The organism is Cupriavidus necator N-1 (genome assembly GCF_000219215.1).
GTDB lineage: Bacteria > Pseudomonadota > Gammaproteobacteria > Burkholderiales > Burkholderiaceae > Cupriavidus > Cupriavidus necator.
The window spans coordinates 667,466-694,025 of record NC_015727.1 but is presented as its reverse complement, the minus strand read 5'-3'; the positions used below and the strand labels follow the sequence as shown (position 1 = coordinate 694,025).

General features: G+C 60.3%; 21 protein-coding genes, 3 pseudogenes and 1 riboswitch. Of the genes and pseudogenes, 9 read left to right on the top strand and 15 right to left on the bottom strand.

Features of this window, described 5'->3' with window-relative positions; all coding sequences use genetic code 11:
* Positions 1-96 precede the first annotated feature (96 nt).
* Together CNE_RS33195 and CNE_RS39945 are read left to right on the top strand one after the other, a co-directional pair.
* A complete protein-coding gene (locus CNE_RS33195) occupies positions 97-1,938 on the top strand; it encodes a hypothetical protein (protein WP_013959129.1) in 1,842 nt (613 codons plus the stop codon).
* A 26-nt stretch (positions 1,939-1,964) separates the two neighbouring features.
* Complete coding sequence (locus tag CNE_RS39945) at positions 1,965-2,756, top strand: hypothetical protein (protein ID WP_013959128.1); 792 nt, start codon at positions 1,965-1,967, stop codon at positions 2,754-2,756.
* A gap of 591 nt (positions 2,757-3,347) precedes the next feature.
* Here the strand turns inward: CNE_RS39945 and CNE_RS33185 are convergent.
* The 10 genes and pseudogenes from CNE_RS33185 to CNE_RS33140 form a co-directional block, all read right to left on the bottom strand.
* Positions 3,348-3,947 (bottom strand): hypothetical protein, encoded by a 600-nt coding sequence (locus CNE_RS33185; protein ID WP_148271758.1) that lies wholly within the window; start codon positions 3,945-3,947, stop codon positions 3,348-3,350.
* Positions 3,948-4,108: 161 nt separating this feature from the next.
* Positions 4,109-5,661, bottom strand: a protein-coding gene (locus CNE_RS33180) for an IS3 family transposase (protein ID WP_238553202.1) whose coding sequence is annotated in 2 segments (ribosomal slippage) — positions 4,109-5,199 and positions 5,199-5,661 — 1,554 coding nt in all. Because the reading frame shifts where the segments join, the coding sequence is not laid out codon by codon here.
* A gap of 717 nt (positions 5,662-6,378) precedes the next feature.
* Positions 6,379-7,638 (bottom strand): IS256 family transposase, encoded by a 1,260-nt coding sequence (locus CNE_RS33170; protein ID WP_013952233.1) that lies wholly within the window; start codon positions 7,636-7,638, stop codon positions 6,379-6,381.
* Positions 7,598-8,098, bottom strand: a complete 501-nt coding sequence (locus CNE_RS41300; protein WP_148271757.1) for a hypothetical protein — start codon at positions 8,096-8,098, stop codon at positions 7,598-7,600. Before CNE_RS41300 ends, CNE_RS33170 begins: the two co-directional genes overlap by 41 nt.
* A 3-nt stretch (positions 8,099-8,101) precedes the next feature.
* Positions 8,102-8,379 (bottom strand): annotated as a pseudogene (locus CNE_RS42440) (H-NS histone family protein).
* A gap of 68 nt (positions 8,380-8,447) precedes the next feature.
* Positions 8,448-8,867, bottom strand: coding sequence for a hypothetical protein (locus tag CNE_RS33165; RefSeq protein ID WP_041229037.1), 420 nt, complete (start codon positions 8,865-8,867; stop codon positions 8,448-8,450).
* The gene (locus tag CNE_RS33160) at positions 8,845-10,104 is read right to left on the bottom strand and encodes an RES family NAD+ phosphorylase (RefSeq protein WP_013959122.1); all 1,260 of its coding nucleotides are present in this window, start codon (positions 10,102-10,104) and stop codon (positions 8,845-8,847) included. Before CNE_RS33160 ends, CNE_RS33165 begins: the two co-directional genes overlap by 23 nt.
* A 75-nt stretch (positions 10,105-10,179) precedes the next feature.
* Positions 10,180-11,295: an H-NS family nucleoid-associated regulatory protein gene (locus CNE_RS33155; protein WP_041229036.1), complete on the bottom strand. Its 1,116-nt coding sequence runs from the start codon at positions 11,293-11,295 to the stop codon at positions 10,180-10,182.
* Positions 11,296-11,563: 268 nt separating this feature from the next.
* Positions 11,564-11,836, bottom strand: coding sequence for an H-NS histone family protein (locus CNE_RS33145; RefSeq protein ID WP_041229034.1), 273 nt, complete (start codon positions 11,834-11,836; stop codon positions 11,564-11,566).
* A complete protein-coding gene (locus tag CNE_RS33140) occupies positions 11,820-13,052 on the bottom strand; it encodes a DNA-binding protein (protein ID WP_013959119.1) in 1,233 nt (410 codons plus the stop codon). Before CNE_RS33140 ends, CNE_RS33145 begins: the two co-directional genes overlap by 17 nt.
* A gap of 191 nt (positions 13,053-13,243) precedes the next feature.
* Here CNE_RS33140 and CNE_RS33135 point away from each other — a divergent pair, with 191 nt between their 5' ends.
* The 5 genes and pseudogenes from CNE_RS33135 to CNE_RS39935 all read left to right on the top strand — a co-directional run.
* Complete coding sequence (locus CNE_RS33135) at positions 13,244-13,489, top strand: FitA-like ribbon-helix-helix domain-containing protein (RefSeq protein ID WP_041229250.1); 246 nt, start codon at positions 13,244-13,246, stop codon at positions 13,487-13,489.
* Positions 13,490-13,493: 4 nt separating this feature from the next.
* Positions 13,494-13,904 (top strand): annotated as a pseudogene (locus CNE_RS33130) (PIN domain-containing protein); the annotation flags it as partial.
* A 329-nt stretch (positions 13,905-14,233) separates the two neighbouring features.
* Positions 14,234-14,590, top strand: a complete 357-nt coding sequence (locus tag CNE_RS33125; protein WP_013959116.1) for an antibiotic biosynthesis monooxygenase family protein — start codon at positions 14,234-14,236, stop codon at positions 14,588-14,590.
* 34 nt (positions 14,591-14,624) lie between these two features.
* A complete protein-coding gene (locus CNE_RS33120) occupies positions 14,625-15,089 on the top strand; it encodes a hypothetical protein (protein WP_013959115.1) in 465 nt (154 codons plus the stop codon).
* A 37-nt stretch (positions 15,090-15,126) separates the two neighbouring features.
* A pseudogene (locus tag CNE_RS39935) lies at positions 15,127-15,381 on the top strand (short-chain dehydrogenase); the annotation flags it as partial.
* Between the two features lie 143 nt (positions 15,382-15,524).
* Here CNE_RS39935 and CNE_RS33115 read toward each other — a convergent pair.
* The 5 genes from CNE_RS33115 to CNE_RS33095 form a co-directional block, all read right to left on the bottom strand.
* Entirely contained in the window at positions 15,525-16,877 is a 1,353-nt protein-coding gene (locus CNE_RS33115; RefSeq protein ID WP_148271756.1) for a D-amino acid dehydrogenase, read from the bottom strand.
* Between the two features lie 44 nt (positions 16,878-16,921).
* Positions 16,922-17,016: riboswitch (glycine riboswitch) on the bottom strand.
* 236 nt (positions 17,017-17,252) lie between these two features.
* Positions 17,253-19,166 (bottom strand): solute symporter family protein, encoded by a 1,914-nt coding sequence (locus CNE_RS33110; RefSeq protein WP_013959112.1) that lies wholly within the window; start codon positions 19,164-19,166, stop codon positions 17,253-17,255.
* On the bottom strand, positions 19,163-19,498 hold the full coding sequence (locus CNE_RS33105; RefSeq protein WP_158310038.1) for a DUF485 domain-containing protein: 336 nt from the start codon (positions 19,496-19,498) through the stop codon (positions 19,163-19,165). Before CNE_RS33105 ends, CNE_RS33110 begins: the two co-directional genes overlap by 4 nt.
* Position 19,499: 1 nt before the next feature.
* Positions 19,500-20,669 (bottom strand): M20 family metallopeptidase, encoded by a 1,170-nt coding sequence (locus tag CNE_RS33100; RefSeq protein ID WP_013959110.1) that lies wholly within the window; start codon positions 20,667-20,669, stop codon positions 19,500-19,502.
* A gap of 13 nt (positions 20,670-20,682) precedes the next feature.
* Positions 20,683-21,393, bottom strand: coding sequence for a DJ-1/PfpI family protein (locus CNE_RS33095; RefSeq protein ID WP_013959109.1), 711 nt, complete (start codon positions 21,391-21,393; stop codon positions 20,683-20,685).
* A 182-nt stretch (positions 21,394-21,575) separates the two neighbouring features.
* On the opposite strand from CNE_RS33095, the gene CNE_RS33090 reads away from it, so the two are divergent.
* Both CNE_RS33090 and CNE_RS33085 read left to right on the top strand, forming a co-directional pair.
* The gene (locus tag CNE_RS33090; protein WP_013959108.1) at positions 21,576-22,919 is read left to right on the top strand and encodes an aminotransferase class I/II-fold pyridoxal phosphate-dependent enzyme; all 1,344 of its coding nucleotides are present in this window, start codon (positions 21,576-21,578) and stop codon (positions 22,917-22,919) included.
* Positions 22,920-23,079: 160 nt separating this feature from the next.
* Positions 23,080-26,502 carry an adenylate/guanylate cyclase domain-containing protein gene (locus CNE_RS33085; RefSeq protein WP_013959107.1) on the top strand — a complete coding sequence of 1,141 codons (3,423 nt, stop codon included), beginning with the start codon at positions 23,080-23,082 and terminating at the stop codon, positions 26,500-26,502.
* Positions 26,503-26,560: the final 58 nt, after the last annotated feature.

The window sequence follows — 26,560 nt, the reverse complement described above, 5'->3', positions numbered from 1 at the left end:
ATGCCGGAGGTTGCGTTAGCATTCCGGGTGTCGACGCGATATTGCGCCAATTTCGCTACCAGACGCCGGTTTCATTAATTTCTGCCCGTCACCGTCATGTCCACCCCAAAAAAGCCGAGCCAGGTCAAGCGTACAACGAAGGCGCCAAGTACTGCCCCCATGAGGGGGAATGTCGATGGCCATGAACTCACGATCCTCAGTGTTGTCGAGGATTTGCTTCCAAACGGCAGCCATTTTGAGCCGATCGAAGAGACTGGTGATGCCGCCATCAATCACATCCTGCGATGGCTCATCCCTCCACGTTGGCCTGCAGACGTATTTGCGGTCGCCGCGACCTTGATGGAAGCTTCCGGCTGCTATACGGAGGCGTCCCTTGTGGAGGGTCATTACCTTCGTCACAGCGTGTACATCAATGAGGTTCTCGACGCCGCCGACGAATGGAGGAGCACAGGCCAATGTCCGCAAGTGGTCAAAGTGTGGTGGTATGACCTACTCATGCTCCATGGGGGCGTCAGTCTGGCAAAGATCCAAGCCAGCATCCCTTATAGCCCTGTGGTATTGACCCTTATGCGCCTACTCGCCGTTGCTGACGAGGCATCGGCAGGCGTCGGCTGGATTTCGCGGGATAAGGAAAAAGCGACCGAAATGACGGAACGCGCGGCCCTTTCCCTTCTTGATCGAGTGGGAGAGATCGACAAGACTGCCCTGCTACCCTATGTCCCACATTCGATTTGCGAGAAAGTTCCCCCAACGAAGCTCACCGTACTACCCAAATCCTTGACTCCCTCGGTCGGCTGCACGGTGCGTGCGATGAGCCATCACCTAGCGCTTCTACCCCCGACCAGCGTCGTACAGTCAGAATGGGTGCTCCCAGACAACGGACCGAGCGGCGATGTGATGCGACTGCTCGTTATCCCATTTCCGTTTCGTGTCGACGACGAAAGCTTTGTTGCTGCGGGCCCAACGCGGGAGATGCACAGTGGCGCCAAGATGCAGCCGTACTTCACTGTCAAACCGACCTGGCTCAAAAGGCCAGCAGTCACGGCCAAAATGCTACGTGACGAGTTGATCGCCCCGCTGGTCGAACAGGCAATTGCTAAATTTGGATCTGATGCGATTGACGGTGTGCTTTTCCCGGAGTGCGCTTTAACGGAAGAGCTCGCCAGCCAGTTGCTCGATGTGCTGGCCCGCAGGCCAATTCCCGGGCTCAAGTTTCTGATTACCGGGACCATGGCCGCGGGCGAGCCGGGGCACGAAACCTACGATGGACAGCCCGGCCGCAATCGGGCGAAAACGATGGTTTTCGCACGCGGGAACGTTAAGCTCAGCGAACGCGTGCTATATGACAAGGCGCACTCCAAACACCACCGTTGGGCGCTTGACAAAGAGCAGATCAAGCGATACGGCTTGACAGGCGTACCCTCTCCCGCGCCACTTAAGGTCTGGGAGCACATTGCGGTTGACGGTAGGCAACTGCCTTTCCTCGCGTTACGCGACGACCTCTGCATGACAGTACTCATCTGTGAGGATCTTGCCCGCGCCGACCCGGCCATGCCTGTCATCAGATCGGTCGGTCCCAATCTAGTCGTGGCCCTCCTGATGGACGGGCCACAGTTGGCCGTACGCTGGCCCGGTCGATATGCGACCGTACTGGCCGAGGACCCTGGCTCATCCGTCCTGTCTATCACATCCGCCGGCATGGTCGATCGCTCCAATCTGGGAGAACGCAATCCCGCACGCGCAGTCGGCCTCTGGAGACACGACCAAGGCGCCAACACAGAGCTCTATCTTCCTGCGGACCATCATGGACTCGTCCTGACGGTAATCGCGGAAAAGGATGAACAATACTCGCTCGACCATCGCACCGATCTGAAGACGACCCGACGCTGGAAACTCGAAACAGTCACCCCGCTTGCGGTAGCCGCCGATTGGCTCTAGTCTGACGTCATCCCGAGGTAATTCCTATGAAACTGATCAAAGCTCGCAAAGGCGTCTATGGGCGCCAGGCAACGGCCGAGGAACGAACCCGTCTTCAACGATTTGCCGACAGATATGTGACATCGACGACAGCGAGTTCGACTGACAACAGCGAGCGGCTGAGGGCCATCGCTCGGTCCATGTTGCGTGACAAGGCGAGCGGCAAACTGGTAATCGTGGGAGCGGATGCCACCCGCGCCAATGCACGTACGGGGAGATTCGTAGTCGCCGAGGATCCACCGCTGCGCGTCGGTCGCGCGCCGACGACAAACGTCGTGGCCAAGAGAGCCCCATCTTCCCTGGCGAAAGGCCCCTCGACAAAGACTACGACAACTAAGAGCTCGCCGACCAAACGCGCCATAATCCAAGGCGTCCCGGTCAAAACTGCGACCCAGAACACGCCGGCCAAGCGCGCCGCCACCCAGAGCGGCGCGGTCAAAACGGCGCCGGCCAAGAATGTGCCGTCCAAGCGCTCCGCCTCCAAGGGCGGCGCGACCAGAACTGCGCCCACCAAGACCGTGCCGGCCAAGCGCGGCGCGGCCAAGACTGCGCCTACCAAGACGGTGCCAGCCAAGCGCGCCGCGACCAAGGGAATCGCGGCCAAAACCGCGACCACCAAGACCGCGCCGGCCAAGCTCGCCGGGACCAAGGGCAGATCAACCGGAAGCGGCGTCACCCCACCACCCTCTCCAATCAAAAGCGCCGCGTCTGCTAGGCGCACGACGACGGCTGTCAGTCGAGCGGCGAAATCGCAGGAGCGGCGACACGCCAAGGCTTGAGTATGTGGCCTGCCCAGAGGGCACGCCACGCGGCGTCGGGAGGGATTGCGCGACGGCGCCATGCCCCTAGCGGGTTGGGCCTAGGTTAGCCGTGGGCGATGGCCTGCACCTCGTCGGTCGCCGCTTCGACCACCCGTTCGGGTGCCGAGGCCCGCAGGTCCCGGGGGTCATCGTACTTTCCATGCAAAAAATGGTGGTAGCCGACCGCGGAGCCGCCCGCAGCAAGGTTTCTCGGTGCAATAAATCACGTGCCGACGGTGCATTCGTAAGTCCTTGATAGCCAAAAGCTTTCGGGGGCATACCGCCAGAAAATGCACGCAAAGTACGATGACCCCTAGTGAGCGTGCTTCCTCTCGATGCGGTAGCTTCCGTGGCCAACCCGATGTCCTTTCCGAAAGCGAAGATGTGCGAGAGGTCCACGCCCAGGGGAGCAAACAAGAAAGCCCGCTAGACGGACTCTTGGGCCGAGCGCAGGCACCCTACTGGGTGCCGTCGCGCTCATAGCGGTATCGATCGTGCGAAACGAAAAACCCGGCGCTGGGCCGGGTCAGTGGGATGGAAGCAAGCTGAAATTGCCGTTGTGACACTTCACTAAAGCAACTTTCCTTGATGTCTGATCTTGTGCTCAAGCACCTCAGTGATCGTCTTGTCAGTCTTTACTGCGCCACCGGAGCTAATCGTTTGTTGCGTCTTCAGCCGGACCACGAGCTCGTCACCATTGCCGAACCGCTCCTCACCAGTTTTCACGCGGGCGATGAATTCCTTGTCCTCGATCAATGCGTTGAAGGTGGATTGGCCATCTGAGAACTTCCATTTGTTCCCATCCCTGAACGTTGGCGCCTCAATGATTAGGGCCATCACGTTCTCGAACTCGTAGGTGGGGTTGCTGGTCGTTTGCGTGTGGAAGTAGTCGGCTTCACTCGAATCAGCGCTTGTGACTTCCCTTCCGCGCGAATCTTCCAACGAAACGCGATTCACTCCGTCACTGGAAAGCGCCGTACCTACGAATCGTTCGACCGCGTCACCTGCCTTCTCATTGCTGATGATGTTGATCACGCAATCCTTAAAAACTCGCACTTCTCCAGTTGAATTCGTAACAGCAATCGACTCGTTGTCGACTCGAATTGCCTCCTTTGGCTCTTTGCCCTTCAGAAATTTCCAAGCCTCGAATGCAGATTTGAGGATTTGCAAGTAATCCTTCGGCGACACGGGGCCTGAGAATAGCGTGCTAAGGAAGCTTCCCATATCCAAAAGGAAGCTCACCTTGAATGAACTGTGCTCGAATGCTCTGACCTCGGTGCGGAGCTTTACATCTGGCCCACGGCGATTGTCAACGTAGTTGTCACGTCACCTCACGCAACCTGCTTTAGTTCTGCTGGCTCAATCCGTTCCGGATTGAGCCAGACTTCGTCTGCCAAACTCCAGTTCCGTGTCGGCCCGGACCAACGCTTGGGCGTTCTGGCCTTAGCCTCAGCATAGACTGCTTCACGGTGCGCCAGCACCGCCGCGGCTACGCCACCGTGGCGCTGCGCCGGTGTCACGAATTTCAGCCCACTATGCTTGTGCTCGTGGTTGTACCAACGCACAAATCGCTGCGTCCATGCACGCGCCTCGTCCACGCTGCCGAATGCTTGGCGCGGGTAGTCCGGCCGATACTTGCAGGTCCGGAACAGCGACTCGGCGTAGGGGTTGTCATTGCTCACGCGCGGCCGGCTGAACGAAGCGACCACCCCCAGGTTTTCCAGGGTGGCGAGCATCGTCGCGCCCTTCATTGGACTGCCGTTATCCGAGTGCAGAACCAGAGGACGTCCAGCCAGACCTTCGGCCAAACTGGCTCGCCGCATGAGCAACGCCGCCAACTCCGCCGACTCCGCCCGATGCACTTCATGACCGACGATCTTGCGGCTGAACACGTCCAGCATCATGTACCAGTAGTAATACTGGCCCTTGATTGCTGCCGGCATCCAGGTAATGTCCCAGCTCCACACCTGATTGGGTCCGGTGGCGCAATGGCTGGTCACCACCCGCGCCGAGGGCTTGCGCGCACGACCGCGGTGATGCTGCTGCGACGCGCTACGCAAGACACGATAGAAGCTCGACTCCGAGGCCACGTACTGGCCGCGGTCCGCCAGCGTCGGTACGATCTGGCTGGGCGGCAAACTGGCAAACTCCACGCTGTTGGCCACCGCAAGAATCTGCTGGCGTTCCGCCTTGCTTAGCTTGTTGGCTGGCGCTGGCCGCACAGTGGTGGTGCGAGCATCTGCGACCACCTCGTCGCCTTCTCGAACCCAGCGCTGGAAGGTGCGCAAGCTCAGACCCAACTCGTCGCAAGCCTGTGCCAGTCGGCAGCCAGAGCGTTCTGCCTCACGAATCAACGATATACACAATCGGCGATCTGGGACGTTGATCAGTCGTCCTCTTTTTCTCCCCAAATCGCCTGGGCTTTTTTTCTCAGGATGAGCAATGCGGCCGCCTCCGCCAGCGCCTTCTCCTTTCGCTGTAATTCCTTCTCAAGCTGCTGGATGCGCTTCTTGTCACCCTTGGACTGAAGTCGTTGTTCTCGCGCCTGTTCACCGGCGTTGGCATTGGCCGAGCGACAGGCCTCCCGCCAGGCAGCGATCTGCTCCGCGTAAAGACCCTTGCGGCGGCAATACTCCGCCAATTCCGCTTCATTGAGCGGCGCGGTTTCCAGTACCACCGCAAACTTGTCCTCCGAGGACCACGCCTCGGGGTTCTTTCCATCTCCCGGCACCGGGACTCCTTGCGCTTTCATCTGTCGACGCCAAGCATACAACGTCTGCTCCGCAACTCCCGTCTCCCTTGCCAACGCCGACACCAACGCGTTCTCGGGGGGCATCATGCGACGCAACAGCGCTTCCTTTCTCTCTGCTGAATAGGCTCTCATTCACTCTGACTCTACCGCCCCCAGACTGGGTCAATCGAAATCAGGTGACACGACAACAATTCTGACGCCGGGGGCCCATAGCATTCCTGCGCGGCCGCCTGCAAGAAGTCCGAGAAGGCAATGATGTTTGCTGCCGTCTCATAGGCGTCCATTCGGCCTGTATCGACTGCAGGGCCGTTGTACTTGAGATTTAGAGCATTTTTCATGCGCATGATTCTACATCCGCATTGCCCAAAAAAGGAAACAGAGCGCACGACGGCGACCTATGCTTGGCGGGCTAGCATGGGTCTCGTTCGATTATCGGGCTTGGCGTCTCCAACGTTTTCCACGCACGCCCCACGTGAGTCCAACCCGCGCCTCACATCAACGCTGGCGCTTACGCGTGTTTGATAGGTATCGCAACATTCAGCGTTGACACCCTGCCCGTCCCGTCCCAAGTCAGCGGCTCGGCATAGCGGGAGCAGTCTGCCGTTGGCGGGTCAAAGCACCGCCACCGAGTCGCGGAAATCTGCTTAGCTTCTCTTCAGTGTGGGTTTTGAAAGGCCCGACTCTGTATACCGTGCCCACGCTCTATCACCATGCCAGGGATACTCGCATCCAATCGGCATCGTGCATTGGTACAACTTGTTGAGGTGTTTGTGTTCGGGCCTGTCAGTTTTTTTGTGTGCAGGGCAGTTAAAGGCTCATCGTCATTTCGACCGGTGAGCCAGCATTATCTCAACGATGTGGATGGGTGAAGCGCTCCTCGTAGAGGATTGCAAACTGGTTCATGGCAGCCTTCCAGTCATGCGTTGAACTGCCCCACTTCCCGGTGATGTTGCGCAGGGCCAGCCACAGCAGCTTGGTCGCCGCTTCATCGCTGGGGAAGTGACCCCGCGTCTTGATGATCTTGCGCAGTTGGGCGTTGACGCTCTCGATCGCGTTGGTCGTGTAGATGATCTTGCGGATCGCCGGCGGGAACGTAAAGAACGGGATCACCTGGTCCCACGCGCGACGCCAGGACGCGGCGATCGGGGTGTACCGCTTGCCCCATTCCCCTTGCTCGAAGGCCGCCAGCTCGGCCAGCGCAGCCTCCACGGTGGGCGCGGTGTACACGGGCTTGAGCGCCGCAGCCACGGCCCGGCGCTCCTTCCAACTGGCGTATTCCAAACTGTTCCGGATCAGATGCACGATGCAGGTCTGCAGCGTGGTGTTCGGGAACACCGCGGCCAGGGCCTGTTCCATGCCCTTAAGACCATCGGTCACCGCGATCAGTATGTCCTGGGTGCCACGGGTCTTCAGGTCGTTGAACACCTTCATCCAGAACTTGGCACCTTCGGTGGTCTCGATCCACAGGCCCAGGATGTCGCGCGTGCCGTCCGGCAGCACGCCCAAGGCCAGGTAGACGGCCTTGTTGCGCACCACGCCGTCCTCACGCATCTTGACCCGCAGCGCGTCGAAGAACACGACCGGATACATCACCTCAAGCGGGCGGGCCTGCCAGGCAGTGACTTCGTCCATCACTGCATCGGTCACCGAGCTGATGAACTCGGGCGAGACCTCGGTGCCGTACTGTTCGGCCAGAAACGCCTGGATCTCGCGCACGGTCATGCCACGGGCGTACATGGCGATGATCTTGTCGTCGAACCCGGTGAAGCGCCGTTCGTGCTTGGGAATCAGGATCGGATCGAAGCTGCCATCGCGGTCGCGCGGGATGTCCACCCTCAGCGGGCCATCCTCGGTCAGGACGGTCTTGGCGCTCTTGCCGTTGCGCTGGTTGGCCGTGCCGGCCGGGCGCTCCGCGCCCGGCTGGTAGCCCAGGTGATGGCCGAGCTCGGCGCCCAAGGCGCGCTCGATCAGGGCCTTCTTGAACGCCATCGAGGCGTCCTGAACCGCCTCGGCGGTCATGGGGCCCTTCACGAAATGGGCGATCAGGTCCTCGGGAATGGCCGGCAGCTCACGGTCTGCGGCTTGGCTGGTTTTCGTCTTGCGTGGCATACATGCTCCTTATCGACATGTTATGCCCTAAACACAAAATTTCTGACAGGTCCTTGTGTTCCCTCTCAGAAACGTGAGCAACCTTCATCGTCTCGTCCACAATTTTCCGGACTTGAGCTATCGCTTCTGGCAATTTACGTGCCGTAACATGATTGAATAGGGCCCACATGATGCATGCAATTGGAATGGCATGCTCAAGGTGGTATCCCTTTCCCCCATCGAAAGCTTCGCCTCCGTCCCGCGTCGACGGAATTTCGCCATACTTGCCTGTCGCCAGCATTCGCCGGTGATAGGAGCGTAAGAGAAAACTTACCACCAATTGACAATCGTTTTGAGTCCCTCTCCACTCATCGCCATCTTTTCCAAGATTCCACAGAATGATTGTGTTGGCAATATGGCCCAACATGCCATCAAAGGTCAAACCTTGATAAACCTTCTCGTACTTGATTTCAATGCTCATTGGTCACCCCCGCTCACATGTCATCCGGGTCTCGATAGCGCGCCAGTCAAACGAAAAAAACTCCACGTTCTGTCCCGCATTGACTGTTCGCTTTAGCCATGAAGGCATCTCGCCGTACCCGTCCCAGCTGAGCCCCTCGGCATTGCGGTAGCAGACAGCCGGCGGAGGCGGTGTCGGCTCGAAGCACCTTGCGCATCTAGCTCTTCCATCGTCGGCCCATAGTCGGCCATCTGATCCTGGATCCAGCGGATCGCCGCCGCCCGCTCAGTGTTCGCGGTCATCACTGCTATTGGTACTGTCGTTACCGTCGTTGCCGTCATTCGGGTCGAGAGACACCTGTCGGCGCGCCCTACTCTTGCTTTTGTGGGTTCTGTGCCTCGTTCACCGCTGGCGACTGACCGCGGACCTTACCCCGCCACCTGCCCCCACCGTCCCGCTCGTGCAGCGCCACGCGCATTTCTGCCAGCAGCTGACGCGCGAGCGCCGCCTCGGCCTCGGCGCGCCGCTGCGCCGCCGCCAGCTCGGTACCCGCCTCCAGCTCGAGCATTTGCCGGCGTTGCGCCTGCTCGGCGGCCGCGAGCCGATCCGTGAGTGCGGTAGCCTGGGCTTCGAGCCGCGCACGCGTCTCCGCCTGAGGGATGGCCGAATCGCACATGCCGAAGTCGTGTGAGGAGGTGAGAACTACTGCCGCTGGACGAGCGCTAAACCGCAAAAGGCCGATTTCGCTGATCTTCTGCGACGCGATCTCATTCGAGATCGTCCAGGTCATAATCCCCATTTTTCATGTAAGCGACCGGTTCTCCATCCTGGCGCTCAAAATAGACGAGCGGCTCTTGGGAATACTGGACACCCGAGGTCCTTGAGAACTCGATGCTCCCGGAAACGTAGTCAACGCCGAATCTCGCCACCATCTCATCGTTTTCGAATTCAGAACGGCTGAACAGCACCAGATTCATGCCGCCTTGATTCTGGGCCGACGTAAATTTGATGCCATCGTATTTCTCTGGATGAACATTCGCCAGATACTCAGCCATAGCCTGGGTAATCAGGTAGTCTGCTTCGTGTCCCGGCACAATAGGCTGCGAAATCATGCGATGCAGCCGTCGAAGGAAAGCGTGCTTGAGCACCTCTTCCTCGTAGTCCGGCTGAAAATAGCTCAACGCGCCCGCAGCTACCGTTTCGAGTCGCGCCATATCCAGCACCTTCAATCGTCTCACCGGGGTCATTTTGATGACAGCAAGGTCACTCCCTATAGCTGGGCGAAGCTCCGCGCGGGCCGTATCCGGATCTAATGCGGTGTAGAGGACCACAACCCCTTCGGCATTCATTCTCCCCGCCTTCGCCATTTCCGCGGGCGGCGGGCCGACATGCTTCATCGGGTCGGCAGATGCATCCTTCATCATGGCCCTCGACGCACATACACGCGAGCGGTAGACCGCCGTATCCGTCGACAAAGAGACCGTCACCGGCTGCTTTGTTCCTTCCGCATAGGCGTACATCGTGCCGACCCCCGCGAACAGACGATCAAACAATAGGCGCACCGATGGGCTGAAGAACCGTTGACCGTGTTTGATCTCCTGAGTGGCGACTTCCCAAAATAACGCCATCTCGTGGGGTCGCATTCTGCGCGGAACGTAGGATGCAGTGCTATCCCACAAGACCTCATCCCCGTCTGGCGGCCAGGCGTCGTCGAGGTCGCAGATGGCCCTCACAAGTTCTTCCTGGAACACGAAATCTTGTTCTGTTACCTGTTGAATGATTGCGTCCAAGGATTCGCCATCCTGCTCATACCACTCACTATCGTCCTCACCGAAGTGCTTAATATCGCCTCCCTGAACAAAGTACTCGCGCAGGACGGGTTCAATGACTGCAGCTAAGGCTTCAACTGTGACGGCCTTTCGAGATCGTTGCCCGCACTCGGAGCATGTCAGCTGCTGGAAGTATTCCTCCAGTGCCTTCGCAAGGTGGGAATCTTCAATGCATTTGCGGCAAATTACAGAACTCATGAGAAGTCCAAGGGGAAGAGCCGGGCAACGAGCGGGGGGGCGGCGGCGGACCGGACGCGCCCGCCAACCTGTCGTTCAGTACAAGAGATCGATTAGGAAACGCTCGGGCTTTTTGCCAATCCACGCGGGAGCCCTACCGCGCCCCGACCAGGTCTGGCCCGTCTTGGGGTTGCGGTACCTCGGAGGCTGCGCGGCCTTCGTCTTGGTCGGAACAGCGCGGGCAGCGGGCTCAACACTGGGCTTGCCCGCAATGTCCTCAATGCTGAGGTCGTACTCCTGCATCAACTGCCGAATCTCCTCCACGACCTTTGGTACTTCCGTGGCTCGCAACTGCTCAAGTTGCGCATTGACAGATGCCAGTTGAGCGAGCAGTGAGGATTGGGACGCGCTTTGGGTTGCGGTAGGCGTTTTTTGCTCTTGTCGCGGCTTTCGGGTTTGCGGCTTCTGAGTCGGCGCTTCCGGGGCAGCCTCCACTCCAGGCAGTGTTATCTGCTTCGGCCCGCGCTTCCGGGTTGGGGTCTCTTGAGTCGTGACTTCCGGAGCGGCAACTTCGGCTAGGGTTTTCGGCTTCCGACCGCGCTTCGGGGCCCGTGTCTCTTCCGGCGCAGCTTCCGGAGCGGCAGTTTCGGTGAGCGCTTTCGGCTTCCGACCGCGCTTCGGGGCCCGCGTCTCTTCAGGCGCAGCTTCCGGAGCTGGGGCGTAAAGCGGTGCTACCGGGGCGGCCGATTCGGTCAGTTCGTCCTGGGCGGCAGCTTCCATCGGTTCGTCCGTGGCCAGGACTTCAACCGGAGCTTCGGCCACGGCGTCTGTGGTCGCTTCCGAGGGCATGGATTCCATGGGCGCTTGCGGCGCGTCGGATTCAGGCAACGCTGCCGAGGCGGCAGCTTCCCTCGATTCTCCCGGTGCCACGTCTTCCGTTGAAGCGTCCGGGGCTGCGTAAGACCGCCGGCGCCGATATGACACGGTCGCCGTCGGGCCGCTATCCCGGCTTGTCGACCAGAAGTCCAAGCGTTGGGCCTGAGTGTCAACGCTGCCACTACCGACGCCTGCACCACTGGCTTCACCCATGGCGGGATCCGCGTCGCGCATCGCCTCAGCGATGGGAAGCTCCATCTGACCAGGTCCGTTCGTCGCATTGCTCGCGACACGGGGTTCGACCTCTTGCTCTGGGGCCAATTTGTTCTCCTTCATCGAAGCCACTGCACGTGCAGACGCTTCCTAATCCCATGGACGGTGAGACCTTGTCTCTTGCGTGTCGTTCGCTTCTCGCCTGCGCCCAGCCTTCCTGACGAATTCTCGCCGATGCGAAAGGCCCAGTCCCGGGAAGCCGCGCTCCTGGTGGAGCCGGCGGCCGGGGTCGCGCGGTGGATCGCTTCATTTGCACCGGTCCTGCTCTCGTGCAACAGCTTGGCCCTCGTCACATCCGCCATTGGACAGAGGGCTGAATGCATCGGTGGACCTATCCAACCCGGTAAAACTCCTTGCTCTGCCCCGCATTGACCGCCCGCCGCAGCCAGTCGGGCATCTCGCCCTGCCCGTCCCAGCTCTGGCCCGCCGCGTTGCGGTAGCAGACCACGGGCGCTGGCGCGGGTGGGGGTGGGGGCGGCGGTGGCGGAGGAGGTGGCGGATCGAAGCACCCCGCCGCGGCCAGCTCCTCCATGTTCAGCCCGTAGTCGGCCATCTCGGCCTGGATCCAGCGGATCGCCGCCGCCCGCTCAGTCTTTGCTGTCATCGTGTTCGTTGTAGCTGCTATCGCTGCTGTCGCCGCCCTCTTCCGGGCGCGGGGCGCTCGCCCCCTGGACTTTGGCTGGCGGTTCGCTTGGTGTGTCGCTTGATGTGTCGCCGGCGGAAGGGGCCGGGCCGCCGGCCTTGCGCCGCCGTCGCTCAACGCTACCCCCCTCCCCCCGTTCGCGCGGCGCCAGCCGCAATTCTGCCAGCAGCTGGCGCGCCAGCGCCGCTTCGGCTTCGGCGCGCTCGGCCCGGCGCTGCGCCGCGGCCAGTGCCGCCTGCACCGTGGCCAGGTCGTCGGCCGCTTTCCGCGCCGCGGCGTCGGCAGCCGCAAGCCGCGTGGTGAGCTGCTCGGTGAGGGCCGCGACCTGGGTTTCGAGCCGGGCGCGGGCCTCGGCCTGCGCCACCGCCGCGTCGCGGGCTTCGGCGCGCGCCGCCGCCAGTTCGCCGCGCAACGCTTCGACCAACCGCTCGCTCTGCTGGCGCGCAGTGCGCTCCGCATCCAGTTCGCGCAAGGCGCGGCGCTCGCTGGCCTCGGCCCGTTCCTGCGCGATGACGACCTGGTCGCGGGCACGCTCCAGCTCCGTCGAGAATTGGGTACGCAGCTCCGCCAGCTGCCGGCGCGCCGCCTCGAGTTCCGCCCGCCCCGCCTCCAGCCGCGCCTGCGTGGCGGCGTGGGCCTGGCGCTCGGCGGCCAACGCCGTTTCGCCCGCCTCGATGGCCTGCCGCGCGGTGTCCAGCTGCGCGACCAGCGCCGCGGCTGCCTCCCGTGCGCGCGCGGTCTCGGCGTGCGCGGCATCGCGCTCGGCCTCGGCCGCGCTGGCGGCGGCGCGCGCCTCGGCGCGCAGCGTGGCCAGCTCGCCGGTGGCGGCCTCGTTGGCCGCCTGCCAGATGGTCTGCACCGCCCCGGCGGCGATGTCCTTCAACGCCTCCGGTAGGTCGGGATGGTCGATGGTGACGCGGGTGCGCCCGCGCAACTCCTGCCAGAACGCCTGCAGCACCTCGGCGGGCGTGCCCATGCTGCCCTTGCGCACCAGCTGATAGAGCTTGTTGGCGGTGGGCGTGATGCCGTAGCGGAAGAACAGCAGGCCGCAGACCTCGCGGTACAGCGCGCGGGTCTCGGGGAAACGGCCGCGCAGCGCGGCAATGTCGCCGGCGAGAGCGGCAGACCGCTCGAAGTCGGGCGCGGCATCGGTCAACTCAAGATCGGCGGTGGCCATCGGGGTAAAAGTGTCGTTGGATAAATAAATATTACTACGTAATACGCTAATTATCAAACTATCGGCGCATAACTTTAGACATAAGTCCGCTTATGTCTAGTAAATTCACCGGACTTCATCGGCAAACGGGGATCCGACCCTTCGACTGAAATTTGCTAGCATTGCATTCAATGCAAGCAAGGGGGATGGTGATGGCGACGCTGACCATTCGAAACGTGGATGACGAGTTGAAGGCCCGGCTGCGCATCGAAGCCGCCCAGCACGGCCACTCCATGGAGGAGGAGGTGCGCGAGATCTTGCGGCGCGCGCTCAGCAAGCCGCCTGCGCGCGGCGGCCTGGGCAGCCGGCTGCGCCAGCGCTTTGCCACGTTGGCCGATCCCGGATTGGAACTGCCCGCACGGGTCGAACGACCACGGTGCCCGGAGTTGCCGGAATGATCGTCTCGACACCAATGTCTTGTCGGACTTGATGCGGGCCGAGGCGGACCCAGCCGTCATCGACTGGCTCGACCGACAGGCACCAGAGTCCCTTTCCATTACTGCCGTGACCGTGGCTGAACTGCTGTACGGCATTGCTCGTCTGTCCGACGGACGCCGCAAGTCCAGGTTACGGGAAGCCGCGCTACAGATGCTCGACGAGGAATTCGCTGGCCGGGTGCTGCCCTTCGACGAGGAGGCCGCCGTGCACTACGCGGCTCTCGTCTCCCAGCGCGACCGAGCGGGGCGTCCGATCAGCATGGCCGACGCGCAAATTGCCGCCATCTGTCGGCACCACGCCGCCACCTTGGCCACGCGCAACCGCAAGGACTTTGAAGGGGTCGGCGTTGTGCTGGCCAATCCTTGGGGGGACTGATGCGGGTGGCGGGAAGCCGTCGGCAAGGGCAACAAGCCTCGCCTGGTGACCACCGACGAACTGGTCCGCTACCGGCGGAATCGGCCATGACGAGACGTTCACATCACGCCAGTGGATTACCGGTCACCCGTCTGGTGCGGACCATCAATTCCACGAATGGATTCTCGCTGCTTGGAACTTGGCCGCGGTCGAAGAATCATCAAAACACGCCTCCGCGTTTTCTCCCGAGGCAGATGAGTTCAAGTGCCCAGTGCGGCCATGTACGGGCTAACCGCTATGCGCCCTCGCCGGCCTTCGGCAAGCAAACGGAGTCTTCGTAGAGGCCTCCATTGCACTATTTAGCAGGTGGTCGGCGCGAACGCCAGCTAGCTGTTGAAGCAGGGCCAGCCGTGCTGATCAACGTATTCACGTTGGACAAGGCCGACGAACAAGCCTTGTTGGATGCATGGCAAGACGATGCCGAGTTCATGAAGCGGCAGCCCGGGTTCATCTCGACCCAACTGCACCGCGCGATCGGCGACAGCGCGACTTTTCTGAACTACGCAGTTTGGGAGTCGACCGCGCACTTTCGGGCTGCCTTCACACATCCGGAATTCCAGGCAAGGGTCTCGCACTATCCGGCCTCAGTCGTCGCGATGCCGCACCTGTTCCAAAAGATCGCCGTGCCAGGCATTTGCGTCGCCTGATACGAACCGAAGCTGGTCGCTGGAGGAGAGCACCATGACCAAGATCGCCCATCCGGTCGCCGGCGTAATCGCACTGTTCACGATCGCGACATTCTGGCTATCGACCGCCCTCACGGAGATGTTCGCGTCGCGGGCGACCGTCGTCGTGGTCAAGATGGCAATCCCGTGGGGCTTCTTGCTGCTGGTACCGGCCTTGGCAGCAGCGGGCGGTTCGGGCTTCGCCCTATCGAAAGGGCGATTGGGCCGGCTTGTGAATGCGAAGAAGCGGCGCATGCCTTTCATCGCTGCCAACGGACTTCTTATCCTGATTCCGTCTGCGATGTTCCTGGCTTCAAGGGCGAGAGCCAACGAATTTGATGCCGCCTTCTACGCTGTCCAGGTGCTGGAACTGGTCGCTGGACTTGTGAACATCACGCTGCTCAGCTTGAATTTGCGGGACGGACTCAAGCTGAAGGGGAGGCTGCGCTTGTTACTGCCGGAGCAAAGCCGTCCCCAATAACTTGCTTTGTTGCCGGTGACGTCGCCCGTTGGGTCCCGCAATTCGCCGGGATGCTGATGGCCTGCGTCAGGAAACGGACAAGATCCGAGTCACTGTCGTCTGCCCGGGTGTTGTCGAATCCGAATTGGCGAACTCGATCACCGATGACAATGCGCGCGCAGCCATGCAAACATTCCGCCGAATCGCCATTAAGCCTGAGGCGATTGCCCGGGCCATCGCGTACGCGGTGGAACAGCTTGCCGATGTCGACGTCAGCGAGATCATCGTGCGCCCCACGGCCAGCCCGTACTGAAGCCGATCCGCATGACGCGTGCCGGTACGGCACTGGAGCAACACCGGTGGAGAAGCTCGATCCGGCCGTTGGCAAGACCAAACGCTATCCACACCCGGGCGTGAGTCGGCAAAACGCTGACATCAGCAACGTGCCCTTCAGGACTAGTGGCGCGGACAGTCGCGGTCGACTACGCTCGCGATCATCGAGGCAGTCGCACCCGACAATGTCCAACCGAGATGCCCGTGGCCGGTGTTGTAAAACACGCGTGCATGCCGGCCACGGCCGACGCGCGGCATCATGTCAGGCATCATCGGGCGCAAGCCAGCCCACGGCACCACACGCGAAGTACCGATAGCGAAGTTACGGCGTGTCCAGGCGATCAAGGGTTCGATGCGGTCGGCGCGAATGTCGCGGTTGTAACCGTTAAATTCGGCCGTGCCGGCCACACGGAAACGCCCCGCTCCCAGGCGGCTTGTCACGATCTTCGCGCTCTCATCCAGCAGGCTGACCCACGGCGCACCTTGCACACTGGCTTCGTCGTCCAAATGCACGGTGATCGAATAGCCCTTGACCGGATACACATTGATGCGATCCCCCACCATTTGCGCGATATGGCGGCTCCCGACACCGGCGCAGACAACCAGCGCGTCGGCGACGAGTTCCGTCCCAACGTCAGCGCGCGTGGTCGAGAGCTTATCGTCCAGTGTTGTCTGCAACAGGAGGCGAACGCCTTGTTCGGTCATCTCGACGGCCTGCACGTCCACCCCATGCAGGAAGCACACATCGTATTTATGACAGGCCTGCGCGAGGCCGCGCGTGAACTTGTGAATATCGCCGGTGGCGTCTGACGCGGTGAAGTAGCCGCCGTAGTACTGGCCTTGCAGCGTTGGTTCGATCGTCTTGATTTCCTCCGGACTCACAGCATGACGCTCAAGTCCTCCGGCAACGAGGAGAGTGTTGGTCCTGCCTGCGGCCGCAAAGCTCGCTTTGTCGTGATAGATGTGCAGGATGCCGCGATGCTGCAGGTCAAAGTCGATCTGCTCACGCTCTGCCATCTCGAACAGATACTTGCGTGCCTCGATGGCCAACCGAGTGGTCTCGATCGTGTTGCGGCGGTAGCGGGGGATGCTCGCGACGAATTCTCCGAGCCACGAGTATTTATGCCACGATGGCTTGGGATTGAGCAACAGCGGGGCATCTTTCTGCAGCATCCATTTGATACCTTTGAGCAGCGTGCCAGAGCTGTTCCAGACTTCGGCATTGCTGGCGGAAAGCTGGCCACCATTGGCGAACGACGTTTCCATCGCCGGATACAATTGGCGGTCGACGACCGTGACCTGGTAGCCAAGTCTCGAGAGCGTATAAGCGGTAGTGACGCCGGAAATACCGGCGCCGACGATAACAATATGCGTCATGGCAGTCCCTGTGAAGTAAATTCGTGACCGGACGATCCGGCCGTTCACCCCATCTGTCTCGGGACCTGAGAGCTTAGGCGCCAACGGTGCCGGCGCCATCCCCTTCGGTGGGCATGCCTGGCATGCCACTCTCCAGATTTGCAGTAGACGTCACAGTCCTTTTGCCTGAGAGTTTCCGGGGTGGTTGCTCCGTCGGCGCTGGGCACGTGTCCTGCCCAGTCTCTCCTGCGTCGTATCGTGGCCATCAACAACTAATGGCCACTTTTGCGTGCTGCTTGTTCAGCATATCCGATTGGTGTCGGTCATGACTCCTGGTTTTTGACAAGTAATCTCACGCTCCTTGTATCGGTCGACACCACGTTGAAAGCTGTATCTGTCCATACTTCACCAACATGCCGACCGATCAGATCTAAGGCCGTAAATTATCGATTGGCCTTAGCCAGCTGTATCGAGCGTTTCCGTACTTCGCAATGCTTAGTGCGAAATGGCTGCTGCTGCGTTGGCGCCGGTTTCTCGCTGGGCCACCATTCTTGTCCAGATCGATTGAGCACGCGGATCCGGGAAGAGTACCGAAAAGAGGAACACCAACATGAAGCCAAATGGAACGGTGACGAGCGCCGGATTACGCAAGGGGAATAGGGGCACCTCGAGCCCAATCAAGCTTGTCCGACGATCGCGGAGCGCATCGATGGTCGATTGTGCGCTCGCGATGGCGGCGCGCGCCTTTGATAGTTCAGCCCCAAGCTCATCACGGCCGGCTCCGGTCGATGCCGCCATCTTTACCGTCAGGTTCTCGATCTTCCTGGCGGCGGTGGCTTGCGTTCGTTCAGCCTGCGCTCTCTCGAGCAAGGGATACTGCATATTGGGCGACACCAGCACAAGCAGGACTGCTGCAAGTGTCCCCCCGACGACGCCGACGCAAACACCGACAGTGCTACACCGACGCCAGTACAGGGTAAGCAACAACGCTGGGAGATTGGCGGAAGCCGCAACGGCATACGCCAGACTTGAAAGATGCGCAACGTTCTGGCCCTTTGCCTGAATGCTCAGAACAATTGCCACGACACCAACGATTGCGGCGGCGGCCTTGGCTGCGATCACTTGCTCTCGTTCGGATACCTCACCACGACGGATTGCCCCGACGTAGATGTCATGGGCAAGGGCGGAGGCTGCGGCAAGCGTAAGCCCTGCCACCACGGCGACAATCGTTGCAAAGGCGACAGCCGCCACCCACCCGAGGAAGAGATTGCCAGCGAATGAGTTTGCCCCACCCCCAAGGAACTGAGCTAGCAGAGGTGCTGCGAGCGTGCCCCCTTTATCTGCGGCAAGGATTGTGCTGGGTCCGACATAGTAGGCGGCAGAAAAGCCAATCACGATAATCATGAGATGGCAGACGCCAATCCACAACATGGCCCACAAGACAGAAGAGCGCGCAGTCCTGGCATCCTTCACCGTGAAGAATCGCATCAGGATGTGAGGCAAGGCGGCCGTCCCAAGCGTAAGCGCCAAGCCCAGCGATACCTGTTCGACAGGGTTCTTCAAATAGAGGCCAGGCTCGAAGAACTTCCGCGCCAGCGAGGTCCCGTCCACTGCATCATTCTGATTCTGGAAAACCGCAGTCAAATGGTGGGCAACTTTTTGACTCGAAAGAACTTCATTGAAAAGAGAATTGACGTCGAACCCGAATGGATAGAGCGCAAGAATCACAATCAACGCGCAAGAAAACAGAAGCAGAATCGCCTTGATGATCTGTACATACGTCGTCGCCCTCATCCCGCCAAACAAGACGTAGACCAGCATCAGCAGCCCAACCATCACGACGGAGGCCTCATACTGGAATCCGACCAGCGCCTTGATGAGGGTTGCGCCGCCTACTATCTGCGGAATCAGGTAGAAGATCGCCACCACGATACTTGATAGCGCCGCGACAATCTTGGAAGCGCGGTAATTGTTGCGATAGGCAAGGACATCACCCAGTGTATAGCGGCCGAGATTCCGACATGGCTCCGCAATCAACAGCAGTACGGGAATGAACGCAACGAAGAAACCGATCAAATACAGGATGCCATCGTAGCCATATAGGGAAATCAACCCGGAGACGCCCAGGAAGGCGGCGGCCGAGAGATAGTCTCCCGCAATGGCCAGGCCATTCGCCCGGCCGGAGATTCCCCCACCCGTATAGAAATCGCGGGCGCTGGCATTCCGACGTGCCGCATACCAGGTTGCGATAAGCGTTAAACCGATGACCAACGCAAATGTGGCGAAGGTAAGGCCGCGAAACCTTGGCTCAATCAGTTCAGATGCAGCGCGGACTGAATTTGGCAAGATCGTAAAAATCGCCATCACGATCCCAAATTTTAAAGTGGGCGATTTCAGAAAATTTCTCATTTCTTGCTCCCTGCGGCGGTATCCTTACCGGATCCTTCGATCAGCTTGTCGAATTTACGCATTCTCCAAACGTAGATGGCAGCAATGAGGCCAGCGACCGGATACTGGGAAATGGCCAATATCATGCCGACGTTAACCGCCCCTACGATTCGTATCGAGAGCACGTCGCTCCAATAGGCCGCACCTAGCAAAAGTGCAAAATAGTAAATCGCGAAGGCAAGCAGCAATACAACAATCGTAAAACTGCGTCCACGAGATACGACGACGAACTCTCTAGATTCCGTCAACCATTCGCAATCGATCGGTCCATCTGCTACTTGTTGATATGACATTTCATTGTTCCCTTTTTCTTTCCCAAGCCTCGATGATCCGCGCATAGATATTTACGGCAGCGATAATCGAACTCACGTTGCAATACTCGTCCGTCTTGTGCGCCATGGATGGTTCGCCGGGACCGAGAATCACGGTGGGGACGGCCCCAAAAATTTCCCTGAGGACGGGACCATCCGTAAAGAATGAGACTGCGCGTCCGCCGTTTTGAGAGCCGGTGATCTGACTGACCATTCTGCTGACGTGTGCGATCCACGGACTCCTCATCTCCTGTCGCAGAGCGGGCACGTCGAGCTTCGCTCTAAGCGCTACACGGTCGCCAAGGTAAGCGCCGAGTTCGTCGAGCAACTTGTCATGCGGCATCCCGCAAACCGTCCGTACATCGACCTCAAACAAGGCTTGGTCAGGCACCGAATTGACATTGAGACCGCCGGAGATCGTCCCTACGTTGAGCGTCGGGTGGCCAAGGAGGTCATCTTCCGGAGCATGGAAGTTGAATAGTCGAAGCTTGTGTATGGCATCGACAGCGTGATAAATCGCGTTGTCCCCGCGCTCCGGCATAGCGCCATGGGCCGTAATACCCTGCGCCTGGGCCCGAATCCACAAAGCCCCCTTGTGGCCGATCACGACCTCGTTGGCAGTTGGCTCACCCACCACCATGGCACCAACATTGAAAGCCGGCTGCGTAAGGGTCCGTAGAGCCTTGGCACCTTCACACCCCGTCTCCTCGCCGGCGGTCAAGACCAGGATAACCGCGGCATGCTGTCCGTTCGTTTCGCGATGCCGGAGTAAGGCGGCAATGAACGCCGCGATACCAGCCTTCATGTCTGACGACCCGCGACCATACAGCCTGTCGCCCTGAATCTCACCGGAAAGTGGCGACAGACTCCATGGCGCAGATCCAAACGGCACCGTGTCGAGATGCCCCGTGAAACACAGCTTTGGCCCTTCATTGGCTGAGCCAGTCCACGCCACCAGACTTTCTCTTCCGTCAGCTAGCGTATGGAACGTCGTCTGCAACCCTGCTTCCGCCAATAGTGCGCCGATCAGGCGAGCGAGCGCGCTTTCATTGCCGGGCGGATTCACAGTGTCGACCTTGACGAACTGCTGCGTGAGCGAAATGGCTAGCGATTCGGCAGACGCAATATCAATAAGTGGTGTGGACGGCATCATGCTCAAAGAATGGTTAGGCTAGATCCAAGGCTCGCTCAGCATATTGGCGGGCGCTCGCCAAGCGTTGCTCGGTGATTTGAGATGCTCGCGCACGGACGGTGCTCAGAATGTCGCTGGGCGCGGTCGCCGGGGACCCTGCGTCAAAGGGGGGTTGCGGGTCGTAGGCCATATAAAGTTGGAGTTCTTTCGCTAACCGCTCTCCACGGAGCAGTGAAGCCAAGACCAGGGAACCATCGATGCCCGATGTAACGCCACCCGCGCTGACATAGTTGCCGTCGATGACGACCCGTTCCTCGCTTGGCACGGCGCCATAGAGGGGCAGCACTTCCATCGCTGTCCAGTGCGTGGTCGCCCTGCGCCCATGCAACAAGCCAGCCGCGCCACAGAGCAGAGCGCCAGTACACACCGAGTAAACATATAGGGCGTGTTCAGCTTGCTGGCGGATAAAGGCGAGGACAGTCTCATCCGCCGCCGCTTCCTCCTGGCCATAGCCTCCCGGCACGAGCAGGACGTCAAGTTGCGGAGCCTCATCGAAGGAAGTATCTGCAACGAGCTGCATGCCTCGCATATCGCGAACAATTTCCTTGTTCTTCCACAGCGTGTGGAACGTGGAGTTCGGAATGCGCGACAAGGCCTCGAATGGGCCGGTGAAGTCACATTGATCCATGTTGGGGAAGATCAAACCGCCGATCTTCAGGTGCCGGTCCGCCGGAATCTTCTGCATCTCAATTTTCCTCTCGTGTGTTTGTACCGGTACAATAGTATGTTTGTACCGGGACAACTATAGGCGCTTTTTCGGGCTCGGCGCATCAGGGTTAACACGCTCCCATAGGGCTTGCGCTATGGTTCAGCCCGATGCCAAGGGGACGTATAATGAGTTCCTAAACTTTGGACCAGTACAAAAGCATGTTTGACCCAAGCCGATTTGCAGTCGGAGGAAGGAAGGCCGAAGACCTGTTTCGGACCATTGAGCGGGCCGTCTACGACAACAAACTTGCCGCAGGAGAGCAGCTGCCGACGGTGCGTGCCTTAGCCGAGTCGCTCGGTATCAACAAGAACACGGTGGCTACGGCCTACCGGATGCTGATTGAAAGTGGTGTCATCGTGACGGCAGGCAGACGCGGTACCGTGGTCGCGAAGCGGCATCTCGACGCACCAGTGCCCATTGCGCCGCCCTCCGTCACGGTCAGCGGTGTGGTTGCGGCACATGATGGCAATCCAGACCCGGCCTTCTTGCCCACGCGCGACGAGATTCTGAGTGCATTTGCAACCACCCCTTCTTCGCCACGGCTTTACGGAGAGCGGCGTAACGTTGCGGAACTGGTGGGTTGGGCGACTTCTTTTTTTGAGTCGGACTTCTCGACGGTTCACGGAATCTTTGTCTCAAGCGGCGCCTTGGACGCCATGGAGCGAGCGCTTCGTACCCACGTCAAACCTGGAGACAAGATCGCCGTTGAGACGCCCACCTATATGACGACGCTGGCCTTGGTGCGGTCGCTAGGCTTACGAGCTGTGCAGATGGAGATGGATGACGAGGGGATCCGGCCAGAAGCGTTGAGGAATGCACTGTCCTCTGATTGTCGCGCAGTGATTTTTTCCTCGCGCGCGCAAAACCCGACCGGCGCGGCAACGGGTTCCCGGCGTGCACGCGAGTTGCGGACCATTGCGCGTGGGCGTGACGAGGTGCTTTTCATTGACGACGACCATTCCAGTCTGCTGGAGCTGGCGCCATACGAGCCGTGGCACGCGGAGAGCGCTCGATGGCTCACGGTGCGCTCCTTCTCCAAGTTTCTGGGGCCGGATTTGCGCGTTTCAGTCACTTGCGGAGACCCTGTAACGCTTGCGAAGCTGGAGTACTCCCAAGCTACCAGCATGGGCTGGGTCAGTTCGCTGCTCCAACAGACAGCGCTCGCGCTGCTAAACGATCAGCGAGTGCAAGACCGAATCAGGCTCGCCGGGCAGGCTTATCGCGAGCGCTTCGTCACACTCAAGGAAGGCCTCCTGTCGATTGGGGTCGACGTCCCAGGCAAGGTCGGCCTCAACGCGTGGATTCCTTTGAAGGACGAGGCCACGGTGGCTCAATGGCTGTTGGCGAAGGGATGGATGGTACGCTCGGGTAGTGACTTCGTCGTCGAAGGGCAATCGGGCATCCGAGTCACCAGCGCTCGACTGACCACGCAGCAAATTGGATCGTTTCTTTCGGATTTTCGCGAACTGGTGATCGCGTCAAGCACAACATTCTCGGCCTAGCCAGCCAGCTGTCCCCAGCAATTTCCGCGGGTCAGACCTGGACATCGAGATGGCTGGCATACGAATGCCAAGCCTGATCCCGGGGCATGACGGCACTGGGCTTGCGACGAAAGATATCGGGGTATCTAATTGGCTGCAGCAAGTTCGGGAGGAGGCTCCCATGGTGCGCTGCGCAAATTGCCGGTTCGAGAATGCCGATGGAGCGAAATTCTGCGAGCAATGCGGCGTAAGGCTGGCGCGAATTTGCGTGCGTTGCGGCAAAGAATTAACTGCGACCGCACGCTTCTGCAATGCATGCGGCACGCCCGTCGGTGAGTTGCCGCAGGAATCATCCGCCGGCCCCATTCGTTACACCCCATCGCACCTCGCCGAGCGTATCCGGGCCGAGCAGGCAGCCCTCGAGGCCCGCGGCGATGCCGGCGGCGAACGCAAGACCATCACCGTCCTGTTCGCCGATATGGCCGGCTCGACTGCCCTGATCCACGACCGCGACCCGGAAGACGCTCACCGCCTGATCACACCGGTCATCGAACTGATGATGGAAGCCGTCCACTACTACGAGGGCTACGTGGCAAAGTCGTTGGGCGACGGAATTCTGGCGCTGTTCGGCGCGCCCATCGCCCATGAGGATCATCCCAAGCGCGCCTTGTACGCTGCGCTGCGGATGCAGGAGGCGATGCAGCGGCACAGTGACAAGCTTCGGCTGGAGCAAGGCGTTTCGCTGCAGATTCGGGTAGGCATTCACACGGGCGAGGTGGTCGTGCGCTCGATCCGCAAGGACGATTTGCACACCGATTATGACCCGGTGGGGCACACGATCCACATTGCCTCGCGGATGGAGACCATGGCGGCGCTCTCTTCTATCCTCGTGAGCGAATCCACCCACAAGCTCGCGCAGGGGTACTTCGAGTTCAAGGCGCTCGGAACTGCGCAGATCAAAGGCATCCCCAAGCCGCTCGCGGTCTATCAGTTGCTCGGCCTCGGTGCGCTGCGCACGCGCTTGCAAGTGGCAGCGCATCGCGGGCTGGCTCGCTTCGTGGGCCGCGAAGCCGAGCTGGAGGCGCTACACCGAGCGCTTGAGGTTTCCACGTCCGGACACGGGCAGATCGTCGCGGTGATGGGGGAAGCCGGAGTCGGCAAGTCGCGGCTGTTCCACGAGTTCAAGACGAGCTCGCCAAGCAGTTGCCTGGTGCTGGAGACCTTCTCGGTATCGCATGGCAAGGCCTTTGCCTATTTGCCGCTCATTGAACTCCTGCGGAACTATTTTCAGCTGACCGCCCAGGACGATGAGCGACGTTGCCGCGAAAAGATCGCGGGCAAGGTGATCACGCTGGATCGCAGCCTGGAAGACCGCCTGCCCTACCTGCTCCATCTGCTGGGCATCGGCGACGCCGACGCGACGCTGCTGGACATGGGAGCCAACGTTCGGCGCGAACGCACCTTCGATGCTGTCACGTGCCTGCTGGTGCACGAGAGCGGTAATCAGCCCGTGCAGGTCCTGTTCGAGGACCTCCAATGGCTGGATAGCGAGACGGAAGCGTTCCTTGCCTTCCTCATCGAGCGCGTAGGGGCCGCACGGATCCTCGTCCTCCTGAACTACCGGCCAGAGTATCGGCCCGCATGGAGAGGAAAGGACAATGCCATTGAATTGCGGCTCAATCCCCTCGGCCCAACCGAGGCGCAAGGCCTGCTCAGCGCACTGCTGGGCGATGCCACCGGACTCAAGCCGCTTAAGCATCTCATCCTGCAGAAGACCGACGGCAATCCCTTCTTCATGGAAGAGGTTGTCCAGACGCTAGTCGAGGAAAAGGCACTGCTCGGCGAGCCTGGTCATTACCGGATCGAGACGACCCCAGCCGCGCTACATATTCCGACCACGGTACAAGGCGTGTTGGCAGCACGCATAGACCGACTGCCATTGGCGCAAAAGGATTTGCTGCAGACCCTGGCCATCATCGGCAAGGAATTTTCTCTGAGCCTGGTCCGGAAAGTCTCTGGACAGTCTGATGAGCACCTCTACCCCTTGCTGAACGGCCTGCAGACTGGAGATTTTATTTACAGCCAGCCTGCCTTTCCGGAAGTGGAGTACGCATTCAAGCACGCCCTGACCCAGGAAGTGGCCGGCAACTCCTTGCTCTCGGAACAGCGCGGCGCACTGCATGAGCGCACAGGCCGGGCCATCGAGGCCCTCTTCCATCACCAGTTGAAAGACCACTACAGCGAGCTGGCACACCACTACAGTCACAGCGGCAACGTCCCCAAGGCGGTAGAGTATCTGTATTGTGCCGGGCGCCAGGCCGTCGACCGTTCGGCCAATCTTGATGCCATTAGTCACCTCAGCAAGGCTTTGGCACTAATTACCGGCCTACCTGACACGTCGGAGCGCGCCCACCTGGAACTGACACTTCGCATCACGCTTGGGCAGGCTCTGATTGCCGCGCGAGGTTACGCCGCTGCCGAAGTGGAGGCCAACTATACGCGGGCGCTGGCTTTGTGTGACAAAGGTGGCGATCAGTCGCAGCTCTTCCAGGTGAAGCTGGGATTGCGGATGTTTTTTTTCATCCGTGCACAGCACGAGACAGCCTATCAGCTGGGTGAGGCGCTGCTCGGCCTCGCCGAGAACACGCAGGATCCGGTGTGGCTCGGACAGGCACATATTGCACTGGGCGGATCCTCACTTTTCATGGGAGATTTCCGCGCCGCTCAGCAGCACCTGGAGCGAGGTATTGCCTACTATAGGCCTGAACAGCATCCCATCCATGCCGCGCTCTATGGGCAGGACCCTAGGGTCCGCGGCCTCAGCTTCCTGGCATGGGCCGAGTGGTATTTGGGCTTCCCGGCTCAGGCTAGCAAACATTGCCAGGAGGCGCTGGCATTGGCCCGGGAGGTCTCTCACCCTTTCAGCATGGCGCTCGCCCTGGTCTACGCAGCGCAGTTGCATCAATTCCGACATGAGGCGGCGCTGACCCGCGAGTACGCCGAAGCGGCCATTGCGCTTTCGGTCGAACAAGGTTTTCCGTTCTGGCTGGCATGGGGGACCGTCCTGCGGGGTTGGGCACTGGCCGACCAGGGAAGCGGCGAGGAAGGCATCGCTCAGATACTGCAGGGCGTCGCCGCTTATCAGGCCACCGGCGCCGAGATGGGACGGCCCACTCAACTGGCCCTGCTGGCCCAAACCTATGCGAACGCGGGCCAAGCCCAGGCGGGTCTGGACGTCCTGGCCGACACCTTTATCCTCGGAAGCATCACGAGGGAGCACCACTATGAAGCGGAGCTGCATCGGCTCAAGGGAGAACTGCTGCTCGAGCGTACCACCGTCCAGCCAGACCTGTCCGCCGACCGCGGATTAGCGGAAGCGTGCTTTCATCGGGCCATCATGCTTGCCCGCAAGCAAAGTGCAAAATCGCTTGAACTGCGCGCCGCGGTGAGCCTGGCGCGGCTATGGCAACTTCAGGGAAAGACGCAAGACGCGCGGCAGACGTTGGCGGGGGTCCAGGAGGCCGTTGTCGAAGGGTTCGACACCGCTGACTGGCAGCAGGCAAAAAATCTACTGGATACCCTAGGCGGAAGTCTGACTCGTTGACCGTGAAGAAGAGCGTGTAATAGTTCTGGACGCCGATCTCGTCCGGCGCCGTGACTTC

Excerpts from the sequence above, each read along its gene's own strand:
- CNE_RS33155 (WP_041229036.1), bottom strand. The coding sequence starts at position 11,295 with ATGAAGGAGAACAAATTGGCCCCAGAGCAAGAGGTCGAACCCCGTGTC.
- CNE_RS33110 (WP_013959112.1), bottom strand. The coding sequence starts at position 19,166 with ATGAGAAATTTTCTGAAATCGCCCACTTTAAAATTTGGGATCGTGATG.
- CNE_RS33120 (WP_013959115.1), top strand. The coding sequence starts at position 14,625 with ATGACCAAGATCGCCCATCCGGTCGCCGGCGTAATCGCACTGTTCACG.
- CNE_RS33085 (WP_013959107.1), top strand. The coding sequence starts at position 23,080 with ATGGTGCGCTGCGCAAATTGCCGGTTCGAGAATGCCGATGGAGCGAAA.
- CNE_RS39945 (WP_013959128.1), top strand. The coding sequence starts at position 1,965 with ATGAAACTGATCAAAGCTCGCAAAGGCGTCTATGGGCGCCAGGCAACG.
- CNE_RS33135 (WP_041229250.1), top strand. The coding sequence starts at position 13,244 with ATGGCGACGCTGACCATTCGAAACGTGGATGACGAGTTGAAGGCCCGG.
- CNE_RS33145 (WP_041229034.1), bottom strand. The coding sequence starts at position 11,836 with ATGACAGCAAAGACTGAGCGGGCGGCGGCGATCCGCTGGATCCAGGCC.
- CNE_RS33090 (WP_013959108.1), top strand. The coding sequence starts at position 21,576 with ATGTTTGACCCAAGCCGATTTGCAGTCGGAGGAAGGAAGGCCGAAGAC.
- CNE_RS33165 (WP_041229037.1), bottom strand. The coding sequence starts at position 8,867 with ATGACCTGGACGATCTCGAATGAGATCGCGTCGCAGAAGATCAGCGAA.
- CNE_RS41300 (WP_148271757.1), bottom strand. The coding sequence starts at position 8,098 with ATGAGCATTGAAATCAAGTACGAGAAGGTTTATCAAGGTTTGACCTTT.
- CNE_RS33195 (WP_013959129.1), top strand. The coding sequence starts at position 97 with ATGTCCACCCCAAAAAAGCCGAGCCAGGTCAAGCGTACAACGAAGGCG.
- CNE_RS33100 (WP_013959110.1), bottom strand. The coding sequence starts at position 20,669 with ATGATGCCGTCCACACCACTTATTGATATTGCGTCTGCCGAATCGCTA.
- CNE_RS33105 (WP_158310038.1), bottom strand. The coding sequence starts at position 19,498 with ATGTCATATCAACAAGTAGCAGATGGACCGATCGATTGCGAATGGTTG.
- CNE_RS33170 (WP_013952233.1), bottom strand. The coding sequence starts at position 7,638 with ATGCCACGCAAGACGAAAACCAGCCAAGCCGCAGACCGTGAGCTGCCG.
- CNE_RS33140 (WP_013959119.1), bottom strand. The coding sequence starts at position 13,052 with ATGGCCACCGCCGATCTTGAGTTGACCGATGCCGCGCCCGACTTCGAG.
- CNE_RS33095 (WP_013959109.1), bottom strand. The coding sequence starts at position 21,393 with ATGCAGAAGATTCCGGCGGACCGGCACCTGAAGATCGGCGGTTTGATC.
- CNE_RS33115 (WP_148271756.1), bottom strand. The coding sequence starts at position 16,877 with ATGGCGCCGGCACCGTTGGCGCCTAAGCTCTCAGGTCCCGAGACAGAT.
- CNE_RS33160 (WP_013959122.1), bottom strand. The coding sequence starts at position 10,104 with ATGAGTTCTGTAATTTGCCGCAAATGCATTGAAGATTCCCACCTTGCG.